The organism is Paracandidimonas lactea, assembly GCF_021653995.1.
Lineage (GTDB): Bacteria > Pseudomonadota > Gammaproteobacteria > Burkholderiales > Burkholderiaceae_B > Allopusillimonas > Allopusillimonas lactea.
The window spans coordinates 1-23,084 of record NZ_JAJJOZ010000015.1 but is presented as its reverse complement, the minus strand read 5'-3'; the positions used below and the strand labels follow the sequence as shown (position 1 = coordinate 23,084).

The 23,084-nt window shown below is 61.5% G+C and carries 20 protein-coding genes; 17 read left to right on the top strand and 3 right to left on the bottom strand.

From position 1 onward, the window contains the following. Positions 1-13: 13 nt before the first annotated feature. The 4 genes from kynA (at position 14) to LOL23_RS18495 (ending at position 4,488) form a co-directional block, all read left to right on the top strand. Positions 14-793, top strand: coding sequence for a tryptophan 2,3-dioxygenase (gene kynA / locus LOL23_RS18510; protein ID WP_202411587.1), 780 nt, complete (start codon positions 14-16; stop codon positions 791-793). 159 nt (positions 794-952) lie between these two features. Next, entirely contained in the window at positions 953-1,216 is a 264-nt protein-coding gene (locus LOL23_RS18505) for a type B 50S ribosomal protein L31 (RefSeq protein WP_160975532.1), read from the top strand. 101 nt (positions 1,217-1,317) lie between these two features. After that, positions 1,318-3,072, top strand: a complete 1,755-nt coding sequence (locus tag LOL23_RS18500; protein ID WP_237174090.1) for an ArnT family glycosyltransferase — start codon at positions 1,318-1,320, stop codon at positions 3,070-3,072. A gap of 12 nt (positions 3,073-3,084) precedes the next feature. Continuing rightward, the gene (locus tag LOL23_RS18495; protein ID WP_237174089.1) at positions 3,085-4,488 is read left to right on the top strand and encodes an MATE family efflux transporter; all 1,404 of its coding nucleotides are present in this window, start codon (positions 3,085-3,087) and stop codon (positions 4,486-4,488) included. Here the strand turns inward: LOL23_RS18495 and LOL23_RS18490 are convergent. Next, on the bottom strand, positions 4,485-5,789 hold the full coding sequence (locus LOL23_RS18490) for a class I SAM-dependent methyltransferase (protein ID WP_160975530.1): 1,305 nt from the start codon (positions 5,787-5,789) through the stop codon (positions 4,485-4,487). The two genes, LOL23_RS18495 and LOL23_RS18490, sit on opposite strands and share 4 nt — an antisense overlap. A gap of 272 nt (positions 5,790-6,061) precedes the next feature. Between LOL23_RS18490 and LOL23_RS18485 the strand changes: the two genes are divergently transcribed. The 9 genes from LOL23_RS18485 (at position 6,062) to LOL23_RS18445 (ending at position 16,052) form a co-directional block, all read left to right on the top strand. Then, positions 6,062-7,207, top strand: coding sequence for a multidrug effflux MFS transporter (locus tag LOL23_RS18485; RefSeq protein ID WP_160976827.1), 1,146 nt, complete (start codon positions 6,062-6,064; stop codon positions 7,205-7,207). A gap of 184 nt (positions 7,208-7,391) precedes the next feature. Continuing rightward, positions 7,392-7,628 carry a 50S ribosomal protein L28 gene (rpmB, locus tag LOL23_RS18480; RefSeq protein WP_043681023.1) on the top strand — a complete coding sequence of 79 codons (237 nt, stop codon included), beginning with the start codon at positions 7,392-7,394 and terminating at the stop codon, positions 7,626-7,628. 28 nt (positions 7,629-7,656) lie between these two features. Further along, complete coding sequence (gene rpmG, locus LOL23_RS18475) at positions 7,657-7,824, top strand: 50S ribosomal protein L33 (RefSeq protein ID WP_003810296.1); 168 nt, start codon at positions 7,657-7,659, stop codon at positions 7,822-7,824. Between the two features lie 263 nt (positions 7,825-8,087). Then, positions 8,088-10,745: a leucine--tRNA ligase gene (leuS, locus tag LOL23_RS18470; protein ID WP_160975529.1), complete on the top strand. Its 2,658-nt coding sequence runs from the start codon at positions 8,088-8,090 to the stop codon at positions 10,743-10,745. A 21-nt stretch (positions 10,746-10,766) separates the two neighbouring features. Next, on the top strand, positions 10,767-11,429 hold the full coding sequence (locus LOL23_RS18465; RefSeq protein WP_160975528.1) for an LPS-assembly lipoprotein LptE: 663 nt from the start codon (positions 10,767-10,769) through the stop codon (positions 11,427-11,429). A gap of 6 nt (positions 11,430-11,435) precedes the next feature. Further along, the gene (holA, locus tag LOL23_RS18460; RefSeq protein ID WP_160975527.1) at positions 11,436-12,506 is read left to right on the top strand and encodes a DNA polymerase III subunit delta; all 1,071 of its coding nucleotides are present in this window, start codon (positions 11,436-11,438) and stop codon (positions 12,504-12,506) included. A 107-nt stretch (positions 12,507-12,613) separates the two neighbouring features. Further along, the gene (locus LOL23_RS18455) at positions 12,614-13,858 is read left to right on the top strand and encodes a glutamate-5-semialdehyde dehydrogenase (RefSeq protein ID WP_439652110.1); all 1,245 of its coding nucleotides are present in this window, start codon (positions 12,614-12,616) and stop codon (positions 13,856-13,858) included. 70 nt (positions 13,859-13,928) lie between these two features. Further along, positions 13,929-14,345, top strand: a complete 417-nt coding sequence (locus tag LOL23_RS18450) for a CopD family protein (protein ID WP_160975525.1) — start codon at positions 13,929-13,931, stop codon at positions 14,343-14,345. A gap of 18 nt (positions 14,346-14,363) precedes the next feature. Beyond that, a complete protein-coding gene (locus LOL23_RS18445) occupies positions 14,364-16,052 on the top strand; it encodes a THUMP domain-containing protein (RefSeq protein ID WP_237174088.1) in 1,689 nt (562 codons plus the stop codon). A 230-nt stretch (positions 16,053-16,282) separates the two neighbouring features. Here LOL23_RS18445 and LOL23_RS18440 read toward each other — a convergent pair whose 3' ends face one another. Beyond that, positions 16,283-16,627, bottom strand: a complete 345-nt coding sequence (locus tag LOL23_RS18440; RefSeq protein WP_160975523.1) for a hypothetical protein — start codon at positions 16,625-16,627, stop codon at positions 16,283-16,285. Between LOL23_RS18440 and LOL23_RS18435 the strand changes: the two genes are divergently transcribed. The 4 genes from LOL23_RS18435 (at position 16,626) to LOL23_RS18420 (ending at position 20,923) form a co-directional block, all read left to right on the top strand. After that, positions 16,626-17,159 (top strand): RDD family protein, encoded by a 534-nt coding sequence (locus LOL23_RS18435; RefSeq protein WP_160975522.1) that lies wholly within the window; start codon positions 16,626-16,628, stop codon positions 17,157-17,159. The two genes, LOL23_RS18440 and LOL23_RS18435, sit on opposite strands and share 2 nt — an antisense overlap. Before the next feature lie 109 nt (positions 17,160-17,268). Continuing rightward, complete coding sequence (locus LOL23_RS18430) at positions 17,269-18,963, top strand: acetate--CoA ligase (RefSeq protein ID WP_160975521.1); 1,695 nt, start codon at positions 17,269-17,271, stop codon at positions 18,961-18,963. A gap of 9 nt (positions 18,964-18,972) precedes the next feature. Then, positions 18,973-19,908 (top strand): Hsp33 family molecular chaperone HslO, encoded by a 936-nt coding sequence (gene hslO / locus LOL23_RS18425; protein ID WP_160975520.1) that lies wholly within the window; start codon positions 18,973-18,975, stop codon positions 19,906-19,908. Between the two features lie 211 nt (positions 19,909-20,119). Then, complete coding sequence (locus LOL23_RS18420; RefSeq protein WP_160975519.1) at positions 20,120-20,923, top strand: TadE/TadG family type IV pilus assembly protein; 804 nt, start codon at positions 20,120-20,122, stop codon at positions 20,921-20,923. A 125-nt stretch (positions 20,924-21,048) separates the two neighbouring features. Here LOL23_RS18420 and gabD read toward each other — a convergent pair whose 3' ends face one another. Next, complete coding sequence (gabD, locus tag LOL23_RS18415) at positions 21,049-22,503, bottom strand: NADP-dependent succinate-semialdehyde dehydrogenase (protein WP_160976825.1); 1,455 nt, start codon at positions 22,501-22,503, stop codon at positions 21,049-21,051. Between the last annotated feature and the right edge of the window lie 581 nt (positions 22,504-23,084).

The following is a 23,084-nucleotide window of genomic DNA, read 5'->3' as shown; positions in this document are numbered from 1 at the left end:
CACCCCACACAACATGAGCTACGGCGATTACCTGCACCTGGACGAACTGCTGGGCGCGCAGCACCCTCGCTCGCCTGAACACAACGAGATGCTGTTCATCATCCAGCATCAGACGAGCGAGCTATGGATGAAACTCATGCTGCATGAGTTGGCCGCCGCTCGGGCCGACCTGGCGGCCGATCGGCTCCAGCCCTGCTTCAAGAAACTGGCACGCGTCAGCAAGATCATGGAGCAGCTGGTGCATGCCTGGGATGTATTGGCCACCATGACACCCCCCGAATACTCCGCCCTTCGCCCCTATCTGGCGCAATCCAGCGGCTTCCAGAGCTACCAGTATCGCCAGATCGAGTTCATGCTAGGCAACAAAAACGCCGCAATGCTCGCGCCGCACGCCCATCGGCCGCATCTATATGCCCTGGTGCAGCACGCTTACCAAGCCCCTTCACTTTATGACGAGGCGCTGCGGGCGCTGCACCGCCAAGGCCTCCCCATACCGGCCGACTGCCTCAGTCGAGACTGGAGCGCGCCCTATACCGCCAGCGACGAAGTCGAAAAAGCCTGGCTGACGGTGTATCGACAGCCTGACACTTATTGGGATCTCTACCAGCTCGGCGAAAAACTCACGGATCTCGAAGACGCCTTCCGCCTGTGGCGCTTTCGCCACGTCACCACGGTAGAGCGGATTATCGGCTTCAAGCGCGGCACCGGCGGAACATCGGGAGTCGCCTACCTGCGCACACGGCTGGACATTGTCCTGTTCCCGGAGTTGTGGAAGCTCCGTACCGATCTATGACAAGCGCCGCAACAGGCATTCGCGCGGGCAGCGCCCCGCACTGGCTTGTACCCTACTGATAAATAAGCTAGAATTTAGGGCTATCTTGGATACGTGGCCTGGCTTACCTAGTCTATACCGGCTGGCTGGCGACCCTTTAAACCGACACAGGATCAAATCATGAAAGAAGGCGTGCACCCCGAATACCGCGAAGTGGTGTTCCTCGACCAGCAAACCGGCAACAAGTTCATTTCGCGTTCCACGCTTAACAGCCGCGAATCCATTGAGCTTGACGGCGTAACCTACCCGCTGTTCAAATGCGACGTCACGTCTGAATCGCACCCCTTCTACACGGGCGCCCAGACACGCATCGTCGAAACCGGCCGCGTCGAAAAATTCCGCGCCCGTTTCGCACGCACTGCCGGCACCGTGCGCAAAGGCTAAGCGGCCTCGCGCCGCCTGGCCGAACAAAAAGGCAGCCTTCGGGCTGCCTTTTTGTTTTTACTTTACTATACCTGTCCATTATCCATTCTCGGCCTCGTCCCGTGCGATTCAGCGACTCCGTCTCCACGCCCGCCCGCCTCACCGCAACGGCTGCCATCAAGCTGCCGCGCCTGTTCCTGCTGAGCGTGGGCCTGGTGTACATCCTTGCGGGGCTGTTTTTCAGGGATCCCTGGAAAACAGACGACGTCGTGGGCCTGGCGGCGATGCTGACCACGCTGGACAAGGGCGGGATCACCTGGCTGCTGCCGCAGATCGGCGCCATGGCACACGCCCAGGACGGGCCCCTGTCAATCTGGGTCGGCGTACTGTGCATATGGGCTTTCCAGCCACTGTTCGAGCTGTTCACCAATAACGCCCTGGATGCCGCCATCATTGCATCGCGGCTTCCCAATCTGCTGTGGTTCGGCCTCATGACGGCCTCCGTATGGTACGGCAGCTATCTCTTGGGCCGTCGCCCCGAAGCCCAGCCACTCGCCCTGCCCTTCGGCGGTGAGCCCACGCCGCAAGACTACGGCCGCATGATCGCCGATGCGGCCTTGCTGCTGATCGTCGCCACGGTGGGCATTGTTTGGCGCATGCACGAAACCTCTGAGGTGCCCGCCATCATCGCCATCCAGGGCATCGCGTTCTATTCTGCGGCGCGGATGCTGGATCGTCCGGCATCGGGCGCTGTCACGCTGGGGCTGGCTCTGGCGGCCGCATTTCTTACACGGGGTTGGATCGGCGCGCTGCCTATTATGGCCGGCGTGCTGTTCTCTTTCACCCCCCGCTCCGCACTCTGGCACCACAAAACCTGGCTCATTGTGGCCGCCACGCTTTGCACTGCGATAATACTGCTGTGGTGGATCCCCGCCCGGCGCCTGGGCGAATATTGGACGCACGCCTGGCTGACCTGGAACTTCAGCAGCTATGGCTTTCCCGCCTACCGCGAAGCGTTGAGCACCTTGCGCGACCTGCCCTGGTTTCTGTGGCCAACCTGGCCACTCGCCATCTTGGCCGCCTGGCGATGGCGCGGCTGGTACGCTGCGCCCCATATCAACATCCCACTGATGTTCGCCGCGTGGCCGTTGGCCTCCCTGTTTTTCCTGCGCGAGGCCTTCGAGCCCGAATACGCACTGATGGCCATCCCGTGCGCCGTACTGGCCGCCTTCGCGCTACCCACACTGCGCCGCACCATCGTCAACTCGCTCGACTGGTTCGCGGTGATGTGCTACACCCTCACCTCCGCCACGGTCTGGCTGGGGTGGATCGCCCTGCAAACGGGCTGGCCTGAACAAATCTCGCACAACATCGCCCGCCAGACGCGCGGCTACGACATTTTCATTTCGTGGCCAGCGGTGATCATTGCCCTGCTGGGCACGGCCGCCTGGATCATACTTCTGCGCTGGCGGCTGCACACCAAGCCGGCGGGGCTCTGGCGTGGCACGGCCTTGTCCGCCGGTGGGCTGATCGTCACCTGGCTGCTGCTGGTTACCCTGTGGATGCCGGCGCTCGACTACGTACGCAGCTACCGCACAGTATCAGGTCAGCTTGCAGAAGCGCTGCAACAAAACCTACGGCCTGGTGAGTGCGTACGCGCGCAGGGCCTGGGGTCGGGGCAGCGCGCCTCCTTCTTTGTATTCAATCACATCGACTTCAGCTACGATTCGCGTTGTACGCTGGTATTGCTGCAGTTCCGGCCCGAACGGCTGGCCAACGGCACTGCTCCTTATGCGGATACAGGCCAGTTGCTCTGGGCCGGCAAGCGCGGCGCCGATCGCCACGAGGTATTCCATCTGCTGCGCCTCAAGCCCTGAACGCCAGATTCCGTGAGCCGCTCTTCGCCCTCGTCACCGCGCCTGGCAGGCCATATCGCAGAAACTCTGCGCCAGGCCTGGCCGGTACTCATCAGCTCCTGGGCCAGCATCGTTTTCGGGGTCATGGACACTGCCATGTCCGGCCACGCCAGCGCCGCCGATCTGCAAGCCATGGCACTGTCGGGCTCTATCTACATCACTGTTTTTGTAGGCCTGATGGGCGTCGTGCATGCACTTATACCCATCATTGCGCAACATTTTGGTGCCGGCCGGCATGACGACGTGGGCCATGCCTGGGGTCAGGGCGTTTGGCTTGCGGGCGCGCTTTCTGCCGCAGGCGTGCTGGCAATGCTGTTTCCGGACATCTGGCTCGCCTTCTCGGGCGATATCGCGCCGCAGGTACGAACCAGCATAAGCTGGTATCTGCGGGCGCTCGCCGTAGCGCTGCCGGCAACATTGCTGTTTCGCACCATTCATGCCTTGGGTTCGGCGGTTTCGCGGCCCAAAATGGTCATGCACATCAACCTGGCCAGTGTGGCGGTGAAGCTACTGCTCAACTGGGTGTTCATTTTCGGCAATCTTGGCGCACCTGCATTGGGCGCCGTAGGCGCGGGCGTCGCCACCGCCATCGTGGGGTGGATGATGCTGGCGGCGGGGCTCTGGGCGGTGCACCGCGATCCCTACTTTCGCCGTTTCAACCTGCGTGTGGGGCAGCCGAATGCCGTGGCGCAAAAAGAGCTGCTGCGCCTGGGCCTGCCCATGGGCGGCTCCTACCTGATCGAGGTCTGCGCCTTTACCTTCATGGCGCTGCTGGTGGCGCGCGAGGGCATGATCGTGAATGGCGGCCACCAGATCATGGCCAACCTGGCAGCACTTTGCTACATGATGCCGATGGCAGTAGGCGTTGCCTCAGCCTCGCTTACCGCCCAGGCTATTGGCGCGCGCGACTTTATGCGTGCCCGCGCCACCGGCCGCGCCGGGCTGGTGATCGTGATAACCGGGGCTGCACTTACCGCCACGGTACTCGTGGTCGCCAAGCGCCCCATACTCGGTATGTATACGGATGACGTGCAGGTGGCACTGGTTGCCGCAGCACTGCTGCAGTTATTGCCGTGGTTCCACCTATGCGACGCCATGCAGTGCATCAACTCGTATCTGTTGCGCGCGTATAAAGTTGCTGTCGTGCCCCTGATCCTGCAAATCCTCGCCTTGACTGGCATAGGTCTGGTGGGCGGCTGGTGGCTGGGCTTCGGGCCGGGGGCCGGCGCTCTGGCCCCGATGCTGCGCCTCATCGCGCCAGGCGCCCCACCGGGCGCCGGCGCAATGTGGACCATGGCCATGCTGGGCCTGGGGCTGTCGGCCACTTTGCTGTTTGGCTGGTACCAGTACATCGTGCGCCGGCACCGCGCCATCTAGCGCATGGCGGCCACCGCCGATTCGGGCTCCCGCACCTCGTCGGTTTCCTCCTCGTACATATAGCCGCGGCGCCACGGGTAGCTCAGATCGTTTGGCATGTCGAGTTCATCAGCCCGACCCGCCGGGCGCGGTTGGGCCAGCACTTGGTGCAGGGCAATCCACCCATGCTCGAACCCCATGGCGCAACCAGCCAGATAAATGCGGTACGCACGCAGCGACCGCTCTCCCTGCTCGCTGGACAATGTCTGGCGTGCCTGGTCGAGTCGGGCTTCGAGCGCATCGCTCCACGCCCACAAGGTACGCGCATAGTGCGGCCGCAGGTTCTCGATATCCAGATCTTCCAGCCCCCCGTTGGCCAGATGCTCAAGCACATGGCTGACGTGCGTAAGCTCGCCACCCGGAAAGATGTATTTCTCAATGAATTCGCCCATCCCGGCGCCCAACTCGGCATTGTCCACCCCGCCGGCGGTAATGCCGTGATTCATCACCAGCCCACCGGGCCGCACAAGCCGCCTCAGTTTCCCGAAGTACGCATCGAGCTGCGCCCGGCCCACGTGCTCAAACATACCCACTGAAGCAATCTTGTCGTAGGGGATGCTCTCGTCCAGCTTGCGGTAGTCGAGCAGCTCCATGCGAACGCGACCCGCCAGGCCTTTTTGTTCAATCAAGCGATTTACGTATGCGTGCTGATTATGCGATAGCGTGATACCCGTAGCGTCCACGCCGTAGTGCTCGGCCGCCCACAGCAGCAGGCCGCCCCAGCCGGCGCCCACATCGAGGAAGCGCTCGCCCGCACGCAAACGCAGCTTGCGGCATATATGGTCAAGCTTGGCTTCCTGCGCCTGGGCGAGTGTCATGCCCGGTTCGCGGAAATACGCACATGAATACACCCGACGCGGATCCAGCCACAATGCATAAAAGTCGTCGGACAGGTCGTAGTGAAACTGGATCTGGCGCGCATCGCGCTCGACAGAATGGCGCCATACCGACACCAGCCGCCGAATCAGTTCGGTAAGCCTGCCGACGCGAGCTGCATCGATAGGCGAGCCCGGCAAAATAGCGGCGGCAAGGCGCATCAAATCGCGCATCGAGCCATCGACATCAAACTTGCCTTCGACATAGGCTTCGCCCAGCAACCCCACCTGCCCGGCAGCCAAATGCGCCAGTGTGGACCTGTCTTTGACGGAGAGGTGTATATCGGGATCGGAAGCCCCCAGTGTTTGCCCATCTGGCAGGGTAATCTGCACGGACAAAGGCAGCGATGACAGCTTGGATTCGACAGCAGATAAGACCGGATTCAAGGCGAACTCCTCTTATTTGGATATCGATGACGAAAATAGTGCCACATCCACATAGCGAACGAAACAATGCGCCCGCCATGCACCGCCCTCAGGCTTCGCAGCACCCGCGGGCCGCCCCCCGGCCGCGTCAATGACGATAACGACGCAACAAGCCGCTATACGTCTGTCTTATACAATACTGAATCTATAAACAGAATGACAAATACGGAATCCTCGACCGCATGCCGTACGCCAAACCGCCCCTGGTCACTATCCCCGCCTGGCTTGTATTAATGGGGTTGTTGACCGCGCTCGGTCCATTGGCTATCGACATGTACCTGCCGGCGTTCTCCGCCATTGCCAGCAGTTTGGGTGCCACCCGGGGCGAGGTCGAGCGCACATTGGCCATCTACCTGCTGGGGTTGTCCTGTGCACAATTGTTCTACGGCCCATTTGCCGATCGCTACGGGCGCAAGGCGCCGCTGCTCGTCGGCCTCGCACTCTACACCACCGCCGCCATAGGCTGCGCCTTGAGTACCAGCATCGGCCAACTCACCTTCTGGCGCGTGGCTCAGGCCTTCGGCGGTGCAGCAGGCATCGTCATACCCCGCGCCGTCATCCGAGACAACTTCGAAACACGGGACGCCGCCAAGGCGCTGTCCATCCTGATGCTTGTCATGGGCGTCACCCCAATTCTTGCGCCAATACTGGGCGGCCAAGTACTGTTGACTGGAAGCTGGCGTGGTATTTTCGCCATCATGGCGGTCGGCAGCGGCGCATTGCTGATCGCCGTTGCGCTGCGCATGCGCGAAACACTGGACCCGGCTTCGGCCAACCCGCTGCATCCCTCGGTAATAGCGCTCAACTATATGGCGCTGGCACGCCACAAACAATTTTTGTGCTACTCATTGGCTGGCGGCTTCGGCTCAGCGGGTATGTTCGCCTATATCTCGGGCTCGCCCCGCGTCTTCATCGACGTATTCGGCGTACAGCCCAAATACTTCGGCCTGCTGTTCGGCCTGAATGCCGCCTGCCTGATTTTTGCGTCGCAGGTCAGCGCCCGGCTACTGTCGCGCCATACTCCGGAAACCCTGCTGGGGCGCGCCCAGATTTCGCTGGCAATCATGACATTGGTGGGTGTCGCGCTCACAATGCTCGGTCTGATCAACCTTCCGCTGCTCATGCTGTGCCTGATGGGTTTCATGGCCAGCCAGGGGTTCGTCAACCCGAACGCAGCGGCATTGGCCCTTGCCGGGCAGGGCCACCGCCTCGGCGTCGCATCGGCTATGATGGGCACGCTGCAGATGCTGTGTGGCGCACTCTCAGGCTTCGCCGTAAGCGTCTGGCAGTCCGACACGCCGCTGCCGCTCACCGGTGTGCTGGCAGTGTGCGCATGCGGATCGTGGCTGTTTGGCCGCATCGCCCTAAGGGCAGCTTGATCAACAAACGCGTTTCGTATTAGAATACTAGGCTTTACAGCATTAACAAGGCCTTTTTGGGCGCGCTGCGCATCGGTATCCGGCGCAACAAAGCTTACGGCGCGGCCGCCTTGCGGCGGGCGGTAAAACGCCAGCAAGCGCCAACAGGCCAGGCATTTCAGGCAAATTTTCAAGGGGTGTTACCATGGCACGCGTATGCCAAGTTACCGGCAAGGGCCCGATGGTGGGCAACAACGTTTCGCACGCTAACAACAAAACCAAGCGTCGTTTTCTTCCCAACCTGCAATCGCGCCGTTTCTGGGTCGAAAGCGAAAACCGCTGGGTTCGCCTGCGCGTATCCACCAAAGCCCTGCGCACCATCGACAAGAACGGCATCGACGCTGTCCTGGCCGACCTGCGCGCCCGCGGCGAGCTGGCCTAAGCATTCGCCGGCACATTAAGGAACTATCATGGCAAAAGGTATCCGCGAGAAAATCAAGCTCGAATCCACGGCTGGTACGGGTCACTTCTACACCACCACCAAAAACAAGCGCAACATGCCCGAAAAGATGCTGATCAAAAAGTTTGATCCCGTCGCCCGCAAGCATGTCGACTACAAGGAAACCAAGCTCAAGTAAGCTCAGTTGTTTGCCTGGATTCCCGCAAAACCCCGCCTTGGCGGGGTTTTTGCTTTTCCTCCGCCCGTACCGACGGGAATCTTTCCCGACACTGGCCCGATGTCTGGCTCCGGCAGCTCTACCAAAAGTGTGTACGCACAGCCGCTAGGATCACGTACCGGCTGAAGGCGCGCCGCAAAGCGGCCCGCAAGCCGCTTTCGCACAGGCGTCCTATAATGGCTGGTTTGCACCATTTCCCATCTTTTACCTGATCCCATCTCCCCATGCAGGAACGCTACAGCCCCGCCGACGTCGAACAAGCCGCCCATCAAGACTGGGCCGCTCGCGACGCCTATCGCGTCACCGAAACCGCCACAAACCCCGACGGTTCTCCCAAGCCCAAGTTCTACGCGTGTTCGATGCTGCCCTACCCCAGCGGTAAGCTGCACATGGGGCATGTACGCAATTACACCATCAACGACATGATGGCCCGCCAGCTGCGCATGCGCGGCTATAACGTGCTCATGCCCATGGGCTGGGATGCCTTCGGCATGCCGGCCGAAAACGCTGCAATCAAGTCCCAGGTGCCACCCGCCAAATGGACATACGACAACATCGCTTACATGAAGAAGCAGATGCAGTCCATGGGCCTGGCTATCGACTGGTCGCGTGAAATGTGCGCTTGCGATCCCAAGTACTACAAATGGAATCAATGGCTGTTCCTGAAGATGCTCGAAAAAGGCATCGCCTACCGTAAAACGCAGGTGGTCAACTGGGATCCGGTCGATCACACCGTGCTCGCCAACGAGCAGGTCATCGACGGTCGCGGCTGGCGTTCCGGCGCACCGGTCGAAAAGCGTGAGATCCCCGGTTACTACCTGCGCATCACCGACTACGCCGACGAGCTGCTCGAACAAGTCAAGAACGGCTTGCCCGGCTGGCCCGAACGCGTGCGCCTGATGCAGGAGAACTGGATCGGCAAGAGTGAAGGTGTACGCTTCGCCTTCACCCACGACATCCGTGACGGCAACGGCCAGATCATCCAGGACGGCCGCATGTATGTATTCACCACGCGTGCCGACACCATTATGGGCGTCACCTTCTGTGCCGTCGCGCCCGAACATCCGCTGGCGCAGCATGCGGCAGCGCGTAACCCCGACCTGGCCGCCTTCATCGAAGCCTGCAAGCAGGGTGGGACCACCGAGGCAGAGCTCGCAATGCGCGAAAAAGAAGGCATGCGCACAGGCCTCACCGTCACGCACCCACTCACCGGCAAACCGATCGACGTATGGGTGGGCAACTACGTGCTTATGTCGTATGGCGACGGCGCCGTCATGGGCGTACCCGGCCACGATGAACGCGACTTCGCCTTCGCCCGCAAGTACAGCCTGCCAATTGTCGACGTCATCGCAGTCGAAGGACAGGCCTACTCCACCGAACAGTGGCAAGAGTGGTACGGCGACAAACAGGCTGGCCGCACCGTCAACTCCGGCAAGTACGATGGCCTCAGCACGCAACAAGCGGTTGACGCAGTAGCAGCCGACCTCGCCGCCATGGGCCTGGGCGAAAAACAGGTTACCTACCGCCTGCGTGACTGGGGCATTTCGCGCCAGCGCTACTGGGGCACACCCATCCCCATCATCCACTGCCCCAGTTGCGGCCCGGTACCCGTGCCCGAGCAAGACTTACCTGTCGTCCTGCCCGACCACCTCATCCCGGACGGCACCGGCAATCCGCTCACCAAAGATGAAGCTTTCCTGGCCTGCAAATGCCCGTCCTGCGGCCAGGACGCACGCCGTGAAACCGACACCATGGACACCTTTGTGGACTCGTCCTGGTATTTCATGCGCTATACCTCGCCCGACAACGACCAAGCCATGGTCGATGCACGCAATGACTACTGGATGCCGATGGACCAGTACATTGGCGGCATCGAACACGCCGTGCTGCATCTGCTGTACGCGCGCTTCTGGACGCGTGTCATGCGCGATCTCGGGCTGCTCAAGTTCGACGAGCCCTTCACTCGCCTGCTCTGCCAGGGCATGGTGCTGAACCACATTTACTCGCGCAAGAACGCGCAGGGCGGCATCGAATACTTCTGGCCCGAAGAGGTCGACAACCTCTACGACGCCAAGGGTTCCATCACCGGCGCCCGCCTGAAAGCCGATGGCACAGCCATTGAATATGGCGGCATCGGTACCATGTCCAAGTCCAAGAACAACGGCGTGGATCCGCAATCGCTCATCGACTCGCTGGGCGCTGACACCGCGCGCCTGTTCGTCATGTTTGCCAGCCCGCCCGAGCAAACGCTCGAATGGTCCGACTCCGGCGTCGAAGGCGCCAATCGTTACCTACGCCGGGTCTGGGCTTTCTGCCATGGCCATCGAGACGTCATCATCGATGGGCAAGGAAATAGCGCTGGTTTCGAGCAGGCCAGCGACGCGGCCAAGTCACTGCGCCGCGAGATCCACGGCCTGCTCAAGATGGCCGACTACGACTACCAGCGGATCCAGTACAACACGGTGGTCTCCACCTGCATGAAGATGCTCAATGCACTCGAGGCCTTCCAACCAGCCGACACGCCGGCCGACGCCCGTGCGCTGGCCGAATGCACGTCAGTACTGCTTCGTGTACTGTACCCCGTAGTGCCGCACATCACCTGGCAGTTGTGGCGCACCCTGGGCTACGCGGCGCACGAAGGCGATCTGCTCGATGCCCACTGGCCGCAAGTCGATGAGCAGGCCCTGATCGCCGACGAAATCGAACTCATGCTGCAGGTAAACGGCAAGCTGCGCGGCGCACTCAAGGTGCCCAGTGCTGCCACGCGCGAACAGATCGAGCAGGCTGCAACTGGCCACGAAGCCACACTGCGTTTTCTCGAAGGCCGTCCGGCCAAGCGGGTGATTGTGGTCCCGGGTAAACTCGTCAACATCGTCGGCTAGCGAGAAACTCAGAGAGCAAGCATGCATCGTCCCACACCCTCCCCTGCCACCACGGCACCGTGGCGCACGCTGCGATTTTACGTCTGCGCCGCGTTGCTGGCGCTGGTAGCCGCCTGCGGCTTCCGGCTCAAGGGGGTGGCGCCGCTGCCCTTCAACACTCTCTACACCAACATCCCCAACAACACCGAGTTCGGCGCCAATCTGCGGCGAGCAATCGTCGCAAGTTCACCCAACACCCGGTTTGTAGAATCCGCCGCCGAAGCCCAGGCCCGCCTCACCCAGATCAGCAACCGGCAATGGCTGCGCGAGCTATCCCTGGACGCCCGCGGCCTGGTCGAGGAATACGAACTCAACCTCGAGTTCGTATTCCAGCTCACCGATGACAAAGGGCACGTGGTGTTGCCGCCCACCACATTGCGCGACTCACGCGAGATCCCCTACGACCCCGACACGGTCCAAGCCAAACAGGGCGAGATCGAAACCAATTTCAAGCAGATGCGTGCCGCCATGATCAACCGCATCCTGAGGCATTTATCCGCCCCGGATGTCAGCGAGGCATTCTCCAACCCGTCAGAGCTTCCGGTCGACACACTGCCAGCCCCAGACGCGCCGGTCGGGCATCCCCGCACCACTACGCCTTCGCCCTGGTACACACCTTCCATGCCTGGCGCGGGCAGGTACTGACACACGATGGGGCGCCGCATCGACGCCGACGACCTGGCCACCAGGCTTGCTTCGGCCCAGGCTGAGCTCGACCCGCTATACATTATCTCGGGCGACGAGCCCCTGCTGGCTATCGAAGCCAGCGATGCACTACGCGCAGCCGCCTCCCGTGCCGGTTACGGCGAACGCGTCAGCCTCGCGCTCGACGCGCGCGGAGACTGGTCCTCGGTTATCGGCGCCACACAAAATGTTTCACTGTTCGGCGACCGGCGCTTGGTCGACCTCTCCATTCCTTCCGGCAAGCCCGGCAAGACAGGCGCCGACACGCTTGTGCGGCTCGCCGATATGGTCACCGGCGGAGCATTGTCCGATACCGTCGTACTCATCAACCTGCCGCGCCTGGACAAAACCGCACGCACTGCCAAATGGGTACAGGCGCTTATGGCTGCCGGCACCAGTATCGATGTCGCCACGATAGATCGCGCTTCGCTGCCTCGCTGGATCGCTCAGCGCCTGGCGCGCCAACGCCAACAAGCCGAACGCGCCACCCTTGAATGGATGGCGGACAAAGTAGAGGGCAACCTGCTGGCCGCCCACCAAGAGGTGCAAAAGCTGGGCCTGCTCTACCCCGAAGGTACGCTGAGCGCCCAAGATGTCGAGCGTGCCGTGCTCAATGTAGCGCGCTACGATGTGTTTGGCCTTCGTGACGCCATGCTGGCGGGCAACCCTGCGCGTGCCGCCACCATCCTCGACGGCCTGCGGGCCGAAGGCGAGGCGTTGCCGCTGGTGCTCTGGGCGGTCGGCGATGAAATCCGTGTGCTCGCACGCCTTGCGGCCGCCCAAGCCGCCGGTAACGACCTGGGGGCGGAAATGCGCCGCCAGCGCGTATTTGGCCAACGCGAACAATTGCTGCGCCAAGCGCTGGCGCGCGTCGCGCCCAACTCCTGGCCTGCAGCCGTGCAGCATGCGCACGACGTCGATCGCCTCATCAAGGGGCTACGCACCCCGGGCCGGCTGGACGATCCCTGGGAAGAGCTTAAACGCTTGGCGCTACGCGTGGCGGCCGGCAAGCCCCGGCCACGCCGCGAGCGGGCGTGAGATAATGGGGCCTTGCAAGGTTACACGCATTCAAAGCCATGACAACCACTCTCGCAACCCACGCCTCTTCCGACCACGCGGCTGGCGCCACAACGCACGACGCCTCCATGCTGACACTTGGCCGGCAGGCGCGCACTGCAGCACGGGCGATGCGCACGGCATCGGGCGCGGCCAAAGCCCTTGCGCTGCGGTCCATGGCAAACCGCCTGTCCGACCAACGCGCCGCCCTGCAGGCCGAAAACGCGCGCGACCTGGCATTGGCCGAACGCAACGGCCTCGAGCCGGCGCTGCTCGACCGCCTCAAGCTCTCCGACAAGGCCTTGGACACCATGGCGGAAGGCCTGCGGCAGATCGCCGAAATGCCTGATCCAGTGGGCAGCACCACAGCGTCGGTCATTCGCCCCAATGGCATGAGGGTAGCCCAGATGCGTGTGCCTTTGGGCGTCATCGGCATCATCTACGAATCGCGCCCCAACGTCACCATCGACGCCGCAGCGCTGTGTCTCAAATCGGGCAACGCCACCATACTGCGCGGCGGCAGCGAAGCGTTTCACTCCAATGTCGCACTCGGCGCCATCATTAGCCAAGGCCTGGCGGATGCCGGCCTGCCCGCCCAAGCCGTACAAGTGGTCGGCACCACCGACCGCGCCGCCGTAGGGCAAATGATCACCCTCACCGACTACATCGACGTCATCATCCCGCGCGGCGGCAAGGGCCTCATCGCACGCCTGTCGGCCGAAGCCAAGGTGCCGCTCATCAAGCACCTGGACGGCAACTGCCATATTTACGTCGACGAACACGCAGATCTCAACAAGGCGCACGACATCGCCGTCAACGCCAAAACCTACCGCTATGGCATTTGCGGCGCAATGGAAACCCTGCTGGTGCACGCATCCGTCGCCCAGGCGCTGTTGCCCCGCCTTGGCGCCACGCTTCTCGCCAAGGGGGTCGAACTGCGCGGCTGCGAACGCACGCGCGCCCTGCTGCCGCAAGCCTCGTCCGCCACAGAGTCCGACTGGGAAACCGAGTTCCTCGCGCCGATTCTGGCCATTCGGGTGGTCGACAACATAGACCAGGCCATTGACCATATCGCCCGCTACAGCTCCGAGCACACCGAATCCATCATCACCGAAAACATCCAGGCCGCCACGCGTTTTCAACGCGAGGTCGACTCCAGTTCGGTGTATGTAAACCTGCCCACCTGTTTTGCCGACGGTTTCGAGTACGGCCTGGGCGCCGAAATCGGCATCTCCACCAACCGCCTGCATGCGCGCGGCCCGGTGGGCCTCGAGGGCCTTACCACGCTCAAATGGGTGCTCTCCGGAAACGGCCAACTCCGCGGCCAATCCTGATCCGCAGCAAGCATCTACATGCCGGCACACCAGTTGCGCCGGCGCTATCCCACCGCAATCAAGGCAAGGCATGCTCTGGGTCAAAACTTTCCACATCCTTTTTGTCATGTCATGGTTTGCGGGGCTGTTCTATCTGCCTCGTATCTATGTCAACCTCGCTCAAGCGCAAGACGCGGCATCCGTCCAAACACTGCTGGGGATGGCTCGCCGCCTGTACCGCTTCATGACGCCTCTGGCCGTGCTGTCCGTCGCGCTCGGGCTATGGCTGTTTCTCGGCTATGGGTTGGGGGCAGGCCAAGGTTGGATGCACGCCAAGCTGGCCATCGTTCTGCTCCTGGTCGTCTATCATCTTTTCTGCGGCCGCCTGCTCAAGGCATTTGAGCAGGGCAGCAACCGGCACAGCCACCGCTACTACCGATGGTTCAATGAGATCCCAGTGCTGCTGCTGCTGCTTGTGCTTATTCTCGTCATTGTCCGGCCCTTCTGAGGCCTTATACACTTACTCATGACCGATACAAAATCCGGCAAAACGCTGACGCTCAAGAAAAAGCCCGCCGCCAAGGCGCCGGCCGATGCCGACGCCCCGCGCAAACGTTCGGGCTCCCGCGCCCGCGTGGCTTCCCAGCGGCAACGCGAACACGGTAAAGCCACGCCGGTAGACGCTTCCGGCCGTCAATTCGTCACGGCTGACGCCCGGGCAGAACGCCCAGCCCGTGCTGGCCAAGCAGGCAGCGCGCCGGCCGGTCGGCCCCCAGCCGCACCCAGACGCAGCACACGCCCGTCGCCCGCCGAACCGGCTGAATACACACCGCGCAAGGCACCCGCCGAGGCGGCTCGCCGCCCGCTGCGCGCGCCCTCCGCCGATACAAGCAGCCGCACTTCGCCCGCAGCCCCAAAAAGCACGGGCGCACGTTCCCCTCGCACGCCGGCAGCCGCTGCCCCAAGCCGCCGGGAAGTCTCGCTTCCCGGCGACCCGCACGGCGTGATGGTCGAAACACGCCAGGCAGCGCCTCGGCGGCCCCGCCCCGCCCCAGGGCGGGCGCGGCGGTTCGAGATCTTTGCCCCGTGCCCCACCGGGCTTGAAGAAGCCCTCGCTGCCGAACTGCAGGCGCTGGGTTTCGACGACGCTAGCCTAGCCCGCGCAGGCTGCCGATTCAGTGCTGACTGGACGGGTGTGTTGCGTGCGAACTTATACTCCCGTCTTGCCACGCGCATTCTCGTTGAATTGGCCCATAGCCCCGTCGACAATGAAGACGACATCCTCGATCTGGCACACCAGACGCCCTGGGAAGACTGGTTCGGCCCGCAACAAACCCTGCGTGTAGACACGTCCGCCATCCGCAGTCCGATGCAGAGCCTGCAATACTGCAATCTGCGCGTCAAGGATGGCATCTGCGACCGCCTGCGCGAGCAGGAAGGCGCTCGGCCCGATATCGACACCGTACGCCCCGACGCGCGCGTACACCTGTTCCTGGACGAAACCAGTGCCACGCTGTATCTCGACACATCAGGCGAATCGCTATTCAAGCGCGGCTGGCGGCTCGACAAGGGCGAAGCCCCGCTGCGCGAAAACCTGGCAGCCGGCCTGCTCGCACTCTCTAACTGGGACCCATCCGCGCCCCTGCTTGATCCCTTCTGCGGCAGCGGTACCATCTTGATCGAAGCCGCCTGGATCGCCCTGGGCGTGCCGCCGGGGATCTGGCGCCCGTTCGGTTTCGAACGTCTGCGCCACCACGATGCGCGCCACTGGCGCGACCTGAAAGACGACGCGCGCACACGCATCGCTACACAGATCGACACGCCTCTGGTCGGCTACGATATCGACCCGCGCGCCATCGAGGCGGCGCGTGCCAACCTAGAGCGCGCCTGGCTCACCCCCGACACCATACGGTTTGAAACCGGTGATGCCCGCACGGTGCCGCCGCCCGCACCAGAAGGCTGGATCGTCACTAACCCGCCCTACGGAGAACGACTGCCCGGCGATACAACACTCTGGGCGGACTGGGCCAGCAACCTCAAGCAGCATTACAGCGGCTGGCGAGTCAACATCATCTCCAGCGATCACGATCTGCCGCGCCACTTGCGCCTTAAACCGCTGCGCCGCTACCCCTTGCACAATGGTGCGCTGGACTGCCGGCTGTTCACCTTCGAGATGGTGCAGGCCAGCTATCGCAAGGACCACAGCGGGTCGTAGCATCCGGTTTCCACGTTTCTGTCCTTCGATATCCTGTACGCATTACACGGCAGTGTGGATTGTGCGTTGCACCATTGCGCTACGCGCCATCCACAGGGGCCCGTCCCGCACGACCCGCGTCCCTTTTGCGCAACAGTACCCTGCTAGTTATATTGCACCGCAAAAAATCCTTGCTATGACTCGGGTTTACCCCTATAATTCGGGTTAACCCTGAACGAAACGTTCAGCAATCACTGCAAGAAGGCACCGCGATGAACCACGTCAACCACGACATCCGTCTTACCGACGAACTTGAGCGTCAACTCATGATGAAAGCCATCGAAGAGCAGTACCGCTTCAAGCCGCTCGTTTCCCTCAAGAAATTGTTCGCCAACGTGTTTGGCGTGAGCACGAAGCCTGCCGCTTCGGTTGGTCAAGCCGCGCACCACGCAAGCTGATTTCCCCTTCCAGGTTGTCTCCTCCTGGCTGCGCGTTTTCCGCGCAATGAGCCGCCCGGCATCATGGGGCGGCTTTTTTATTGTCTGTTGCATAAATGACGCATAATAGCGGTCGTTGTCCGAACCGCGTTTTGCCATGCAACCCACTCCATCCGCTAATTTTCTCCGCGTCAGCCGCCGCCGACGCTTTGCATGCATGATGTACGAAGGCGTATTGCTGTTCGGCGTCATATTCCTGGCCAGCCTTGTCCTCGACACGCTCACCCAAAGCCGCAGTGGGTTGATGCTGCGCCACACACGCCAGGCGGTCGTATTCATCGCAATGGGTGTGTACTTTGTGGGCTGTTGGCGGCTCAAGGGCCAAACCCTTCCTATGAAAACCTGGCACATCCGGCTGGTCGATACCGCCGGCGCCAGGCCAGGCGTCATTCGTCTGATACTGCGCTACCTGCTGGCGTGGGTGCTACCGCTCCTCGCCGCGCTGGCTGTCCTGCGCCTGTCGCAGTTCACTGGCTACGCGTCCACCGATTTGCTCATTGTCTTCACGCCTTTCGCCGGCTTCATCTGGACATGGTTCGATCGAGATGGCCTATTCCTGCATGATCGGGTGCTGGGCACACGGCTGGTCCAGGCGCCACAAGCGCCTCGCACCGCTTCCCGCTCCGTATAAACCCTAGGCCTAATCTCTTTCGAAGCGACAGGGATTGCACAGAAGCAGCTTGTCGTTCATGCTTCACGTTACGTCGGCGCCGACCCCGTCCCGTTGAAACAAGACGATAATGAACGATCAATACACGGAGCTTTACCAGTCGTTTCAGTGGCTAGTCCCCACCCAGTTCAGTATTGCGCAGGCCTGCGTCTACCGGTGGGCGGAAAACACACTGGAAGGGCGCCGCATCGCCATCTACTACGAACGCGACGACGGGCAGCGGGATATCTGGACATACACACGTGTCAGCGATATTGCGCAAAAGTTGGCCAATGGCTTCATCAAAATGGGCGTCGTGCCAGGCGACCGCATTGCACTGGCACTGGGGCAACGGCCCGAAGGCGTCGCCACCCTCATGGCAATCCTCAGTGTCGGCGCCGTCGCCGTGCCGTTGCCAGGCTCGCTGGGGGTCGATGGCGCCATTGCTCGCCTACGCGATTGCGGCGCCCGTATCGCCGTAGTCGATACGGCCAGCGGGCCCGACATTATCCAGGCCCAGGCGCGCTGCCCTACCCTTACCCAGATTATCGCCATCGATTTCCAGCACGACACCGTCATGTCGTGGCGTACGCTGCTGGCGCGCCAGAATAATATTTTCAAGCCGCTGAACACCCGTGCCACTAGCCCTGCCGTGCTACTTTATACTGCGGGCGGTACCGGCACACCCAAAGGCGTGTTGCTGTCGCATGCAACCCTTATCGGCACCTTGCCCGGTTTCGTTGCCGCACAGAATTGGTTTCCGCAACAGAACGATATCTTCTGGACCAGCACCGAATGGTCCGGTGTGGGTCTGTTCGGCGGCCTGTTGCCAGCGCTCTACTTTGGGCACGCAGTGGTGGCCACCGCTCCACGCCCCACGCCGGCCATGGCATTGGATATTATCGGCCGCTATCGTGTCAGCAACGCACACGTCCACGCTGGCCTGCTGAACGAGATGGCCCAGACGCTGCCCACCTACATACGGCCAGAGAATTTCCCGTTACGCGCGCTCTCATGCAGCGCCGAAACCCTTACCGCCAGTACGCTGGCATGGTCAAAAGAGGCTTTGGGGGTCACTGTCAACGAAACATATGGCCAAACTGAAGCGCACACCATCATCGGCAACAGCCATCGCCGCTGGCCAGTTCTGCCTGGCAGCATAGGGCGCGCTTTTCCCGGCCACCGCGTTGCGGTGCTCGATGCCGCCGGGAGGCCTTGCCGGCCTGGCGCGGTAGGCGAAATCGCCGTGCGGCGCACCGATATCCACGGCCATGCAGACCCTGTCCTGTTCCTGGGTTACTGGCAGGACGACGCACGCACCCAATCACGCTTCAGCGGCGACTGGTATCTCACGGGCGACATGGCGTCCGTGGATGGCGATGGCTACTTCTGGTTTGCCGGCCGTAGCGACGACGTGATCCACACGGCGGGCCATCGCATTGGGCCGGCAGAGATCGAAGCCTGTCTCAAGAGCCATAGTGCCGTCGACCAGGCGGCCGTCATCGGCAAGGCCGATCCTGGCCACGGCGCCTTGGTCAAAGCCTATGTGGTGCTCAGGCCTGATGCTCGCGGCGACGATAGCGAACTCCTACGCCAGCAACTACGCGAGCACGTGCGCACCCAACTGCCAGCCTACCAGACGCCGCGTGAAATCGAGTTCGTAGACAGCTTGCCCTGCACCAGTGCCGGCACCCTGAGGCGTCACGTCTTGCGGGCGCGCGAATCACAACGCACCGCACAGCCCAGCATTGATCCAATCAGCTTAGGCGATGAAGCGATGGGCTAAAATGGCCCCATGAACGATCAACTCCAAAAGTTTCTTTCGCCCGACAACAGCACGCGCGTCCAGGCTGTCCGCGTCACTTCCGCATGGCAAACCGGGCTGGCCCACCAACAGTTGCCCGGTTGTGTGCAGCGCCTGTTGGGCGAACTTGTTTCGGCCGCCGTCCTGCTTGCCTCCAACATCAAATTCGACGGTTCTCTGGTGCTGCAGTTGCAGGGCGATGGGCCCATCGCCCTGGTCGTTGTCGAATGCACGGCCGACCTCAGCATACGCGCCACCGCGTCGCTGCGCGAAGGCCAGCAGGTGCCCGAAGAAGGGTCGCTGCAATCCCTGCTCAATACCCAAGGCAAGGGCCAGTTCATTGTCGTCCTGGATCCCACCAGCCGCATGCCCGGCATGTCACCCTATCAAGGGGTGGTGCCCCTCGAAGGCGATACAGTGGCTGAGGTGCTGCAGGCTTACATGCGCAATTCAGAGCAACTCGATACGCGCTTGTGGCTGGCGGCAGATGGCCAGCGCAGTGCCGGCCTGTTGCTGCAAAAATTGCCTCGGCATGGCGGCCATCGTGGCGGCCCCGAACAAAGTGATCTCGAAGCCTGCGCCGATGAAACCTGGAGCCGCCTCACCCAGCTCGCACAAACGGTCCAGGCCGATGAGCTGCTCGAACTTGATACTGCAGCCTTGATGCATCGGCTTTTCTGGCAAGAATCTCTTACGGCATTCGATCCGCAGCCCGTACGCTGGCACTGTCCCTGTTCGCGAGAACGCGTGGCAGGCATGCTGCGCACCCTGGGCCGCGAAGAGGTCGAAGACATCTTGCAGGAATTTGGGCAGGTCAATATTACCTGCAACTTCTGCGGCAAACCCTATGCTTTCGACAACGTCGACTGCGCCGAATTGTTTATCGAACACCCTGGTGCCCACGGTTCGCGCAGTGCGCTGCACTGAACGCACGGAGCATGTCGGCTCGCGCACGGTTGTCCAACGCATAATCGCGCTAAAACTGAGCGATCCGTAATTTCCACGGGTCGACGGCTGAACGGGCGGACGGCACACTGGCCCAATGTTACTTTCTACTCGGCCCGTCTACGTCCGCCTATCACTCTCGTCCTTAGCCTCGTTCGCCCCAGTGCGCAGCAACGGCCAGCTCGGCGCAAGCATGGCAGAATTTACCGTCATCGCCGGGATATTATTCAGCCTTGCCTTGGGCGCTTTCGAGGCCGCGCGCTGGTTTTCCACTCGGCAGATGCTGAGCTTGGCGCTGCTTGAAGCCGGGCGCGCCGGCATCGTACATCATGCCCATCCTGATGCCATTGCATCGGCATTCGAGCAGGGGCTGCGCCCGCTCACTGCCCGCGGGCGCGCGCCCTCTAAAACATCAGGTCATCCACGCGTACAGGCATGGCAGGCACACCCATTTGGCAGCCCTCATGGCCCTCCCTCGTGGCGAACAAGTACCGCACATAGCGCCCTCCCTGTCTGGCAGATAGAGATCCACTCGCCCATACTCGCCGATTTTCGCAACTTCTCTGATCCTGGCCTACGGCACCTGGGTGTACCGCATGCGGCCATCAATAACCATTATCTGCACGAGCAGCATATGCACCGCCAGGCAGGGCAGCGCCAAGAGCGCTGGGTCGCAGCGGCCAACTCACTTGCAGCAGGCCAAAAACACATGCACAGAAACCATAAGGTGGGCGAGACCGAGCTTCGTCAAGCGCGCCGCAGCATTTACGAGGCCAACACACTCACGCTGCGGCTGACCTACGCTCTCAAGCCTCTGGTGCCAGGTATCGCCGGCGTTCTGCGCACCATAGGCAAGGGCTCGAACACACCAGCCGGCCGCATCATGGCGCGCGGGCACCTACCGATCAGATGCGAAATCAGCCTGATGATGCAATCGCATCCCGTGGAATGGCCGATGCGCAGCGGCGGCCCGATTGTACGCGCCACCACAAAATAAAACCCCATCCGGTCCAACACTGGATGGGGTTCCTTGGAACCATCATACTAGGTACCACGGCAATCGACGGCGCGCACATTCCTGCCTAAGCACACCGCAGGTGGGTGGGCGCGCCGAGCCAGCGATCAGATACCGCCCATGCACAGATACTTGATCACCATGTAGTCGTCCAGCCCGTAGTGCGAGCCTTCGCGACCCAGGCCGGATTGCTTGACGCCGCCGAAAGGCGCGGCCTCATTGGAAATGATGCCCGTGTTGATTCCGACCATGCCATATTCCAGCGCTTCGGCAACACGCCAAACACGGCCGATATCGCGGCTATAGAAGTATGCAGCCAACCCGAACTCTGTGTCGTTGGCCAGCTTGATCACTTCCTCGTCGGATGAGAACTTGAACAGCGGCGCCAGCGGGCCGAATGTTTCCTCGCGCGCCACCTTCATATCGCTGGTGACACCTGCCAGAATAGTGGGTTCAAAAAACGTTTTGCCCAGCGCGTGCGGCTTGCCACCCGCCAGGAGGGTAGCCCCCTTATCCAAAGCATCAGCAATGTGTTCCTTGATCTTTTCCACCGCAGCGCCGTCGATCAACGGGCCTTGCGTCACACCCGGCTCTTCACCATTACCAATCTTCAGGTCAGCCACCGCAGCCACCAGCTTCTTGCTGAAGGCATCGTAGACCTTCTCGTGCACATACATGCGATTTGCACACACGCATGTCTGACCGGCATTGCGATACTTGCTGGCCATCGCACCCTCCACGGCAGCATCCAGATCAGCATCGTCAAATACGATAAAGGGCGCGTTGCCGCCCAGCTCCATCGACACCTTCTTGATCGTGCCGGCACTCTGTTGCATGAGCAAGCGTCCGATCTCAGTAGAGCCCGTAAACGTAACCTTGCGCACCAGGTCGTTGCTGGTCATCTCCCCGCCAATAGCCGACGCCGATCCCGTCAGCACCGAAAAAACACCTGCCGGCACACCTGCCTCTTCGGCCAGAACAGCCAAAGCCAACGCCGAGAACGGTGTTTGCGTGGCAGGCTTGACGACGATAGGGCAACCTGCGGCAAGTGCCGCTGCGGCCTTGCGCGTGATCATCGCGGACGGAAAATTCCAGGGTGTGATCGCCGCACATACCCCGATTGGTTCTTTGGTGACGACAATGCGTTTGTCCGCGGACGGCGAGGGAATCGTGTCGCCATAGGCGCGCTTGCCCTCTTCGCCATACCATTCCAGATATGAGGCCGCATAGGCGATCTCACCGCGCGACTCGGCCAACGGCTTGCCCTGTTCCGCCGTCATGATGAGCGCCAGGTCTTCAGTATTGGCGATCATCAAGTCGAACCAACGCCGTAGGATACCGCCGCGTTGTTTGGCAGTCATGGCCCGCCACTTTCTCCATGACCGATTTGCCGCTTCGATCGCGCGTCGAGTCTCGGCAGCCCCCATCTTGGGAATGGTGCCCAGCTCCTTGCCCGTAGCGGGGTTGTTCACCGCGATTTTCTCACCGCCATCCGCATCGCACCATGTACCATCGATATAACATTGTTGCCGGAGCAGATCCGGCCGATTCAACTTCAACATCATCCATCCCTCGTTTTTAAGATCATGTAATAAAACAAAAGCGCTTTGTGGCTCAGACCCCAAGCGCACTCTTTTCCGTACAGTCGGCTGGGCACAGCCAAGCATAGTTGCCGTTGTATTCAATACATAGGTGTCGGTACCGTGTACTGAGTTGCTACACCGCACAACGCCACACCACGCCAGACCACACCACGCTATGCTATGCCCTGTTGCTGTTTGAAACGCTTCATGCCTCGATCAAGCATACACAGCCAATCAAATTTCCACTCCTATCTTGCTTATCTGAACAGACTGTCTTGTTTTCTGTTCAAGCATTTGATTTCAGCGGTTATTCTAACTCTAGCAGCCTTACAACTTGAAGCGCTTCAAGTGTTATTGTTTGATTGTTGCAGCCTTATATTCCAATGTCAATGAGAAACGTGGTCGGCTGCAACGCAGCACGACAGCAGTCCGCCAGCCCACACATTCTGCCGGCACAAATAAGAAGCGCTCACCGGGGAAGAAGCGCTCAGCGCACACAGGCGGCGGTGGCGTTCTCTTTTCACACCCTGGGTGGTGCGCCGGCGCTTTGCCTGGTTTTG